The following is a 2,028-nucleotide window of genomic DNA, read 5'->3' on the forward strand; positions in this document are numbered from 1 at the left end:
AGACCTTCCTCTCCCACTTCTCGCTCGACACGCTGCGCGACCTGCCCGACTTCGAGGCCCTCGAAGACGCCGGCCTGCTGTCCAAGGAAAAGCTGCTCGCCGGCGAGATTCCGGCCGGGCTAGCAAACGACGAGAGCGATGAAGCCGAGGACTAGAATTTGGATACCGTCATCGACGGGATGCGATAGCAGACCGCCTTTGTCCGCTAGCTCTCCCGGAACCTACGGCCACGACGACCGATCGTGCGACCCACCTTCGGGAACACGCTCTAGTAGCGAATAGGCAGTCCGAGGCGTGCCCATTCGTCAGGCGGGATCGCGGTTCCGACACGGAAGGCGAAGGACAAGACCTTCGTCGCATCGGTGTCGACCTCGCACCGGAAGCTCAGACCGTACCATGTTGTTCCCGTGTGGAAGGCGGTCTTCGAGACGTCAAGGATGTTGCCGACCTTCAGCGGAACCATCGGCACCAGGTCGGGAAAATAAGAGGCACCCTGCAGTTGCTGCTGCAACTCGCTGGCGCAAAGTGTGGCAGCCCGCTTATCGCGAGGCACGCCAGCCATAGAAGTCGTTGCCAGCGCATTGCTGGTGGCGCCTTGCGAGTAGAGCTTGCGAACACCCGGAAGGCCCGAATAGCGCTGCGATATGGCCACATCCGTGGATCTTGGCCGCGTGGCGTTACCGCTTCCGTATGTCGAGACCTTTGCCGGGCTTCGCTTCGGCACGTTCGTGGGTCTGGGCTGCGGAGCCTCGGCCGATGCGGGAAGCGCGATCGCACCGTCGCCGCTGAGTGCAGCAGCCGATACCGCTGCTGCCGCGATTGCCTGCTTCTCCGCATCCCGTGCGGAGGCTGCATCCTTCGCCTCGGTCGTCGGCTTCTCGGCTTCCTGCGCAGGGGCGGGCGGCTTTCGACTTCATCGAAGCCGAATGAGGCCGCTTTCTGGCCAGCCGATTGGAAAGCTGCCAGACCGCTAACCACCCAATAGATGCCGTAGACGTCGCCCAAGAAACTACCACGTGGGAAATGATTTCCCGTGGCGGATTTGGGATTCCGGACCGTACCGTCCGGTTTTAGAAGATTTCGGTGATAAGCCGCCGTTCGGCCACCGACCTCATTTCTGTCGTTCAAGTTTGCGATCAGCGGTCCCTAAAGCCGCTGTACCCTAGCGTGTAATGTTCATTATGCAAGCTGACTTTCAATGGCAGTTTTATCGAGCACCGACCACGCCTTTTTGATTTTGTCGCCGTCAAACTCATAGAAAATGTTTTCAGCGAACGACACGGTCCTGCCGTTGAGTGCCAGCCCGAGGAAATTACCCTTTGGCGAGCAGTTGAACCAGAGGCGAGCTGCGACGAAGGGCGGCTCACAGACTAGCAGCTCAGCCTTAAATTGGAGATCGGGTATTTGCTGAAAGTCGTTTTCCAGCATCGCACGGTAGCCTACTAGTCCAAAAGGCCGCCCATTATGGCTTACCTCATCATGCACGAAATTGCCCAGACGGGACCAATCCTGTGCGTTGAGACAATCGAGATAAGACTGATATGTCGAGAGCAGTTCCTGCATTCTCCTAGCGTAGTGCAAAATCAGGATTTCTGCACCACTTTCCCCATCCGGCAATCGCAACAGCCTCAATGGTGAACAACTCCGGTGCAAATCCAACTCACGACGAAATCGAATCTGAGGTAATGTCCGGTTTACTCCGCCGCATACTGGAAGAAGACAATCCGCATTCCACCCAAAGCCGGACCGCAGGCGAGAGAGGTGCTCTCACTGGAAGCGGTCATTCGGCACTGCCGAAGGACCGCCCCAATGTCAGATTTCTGTGCGCACAGCGAGCAGAAGCGCATCTTCAATATCCACGCCAAGATGGCGAACGGTGTTCTCGATCCTGCTGTGGCCGAGTAGTATCTGTACCGCACGCAGGTTACAGACGAACTCAGTCGGGGTCTTTTAGCTCGGGGTTTGGGTCTGGAAATGCCTATTCAATTACTCCACCTCGTTTCGACTAAAGACGCAAAGTAGGAGGCT

General features: G+C 57.5%; 2 protein-coding genes and 2 pseudogenes. 1 reads left to right on the forward strand and 3 read right to left on the reverse strand.

The features are described from left to right. A pseudogene (locus tag ACX3P0_RS25170) lies at window positions 1–155 on the forward strand (SMC-Scp complex subunit ScpB); the annotation flags it as partial. A gap of 113 nt (window positions 156–268) precedes the next feature. Here the strand turns inward: ACX3P0_RS25170 and ACX3P0_RS25175 are convergent. From ACX3P0_RS25175 to ACX3P0_RS25185, 3 genes and pseudogenes are all read right to left on the reverse strand, one after another. Continuing rightward, window positions 269–652, reverse strand: coding sequence for a DUF930 domain-containing protein (locus ACX3P0_RS25175; RefSeq protein WP_459092942.1), 384 nt, complete (start codon window positions 650–652; stop codon window positions 269–271). 527 nt (window positions 653–1,179) lie between these two features. Then, a complete protein-coding gene (locus ACX3P0_RS25180) occupies window positions 1,180–1,563 on the reverse strand; it encodes an ester cyclase (RefSeq protein ID WP_459092944.1) in 384 nt (127 codons plus the stop codon). A 249-nt stretch (window positions 1,564–1,812) separates the two neighbouring features. After that, a pseudogene (locus tag ACX3P0_RS25185) lies at window positions 1,813–1,926 on the reverse strand (integrase); the annotation flags it as partial. Window positions 1,927–2,028: the final 102 nt, after the last annotated feature.

The sequence above is a fragment of the Mesorhizobium sp. A556 genome (genome assembly GCF_054489545.1).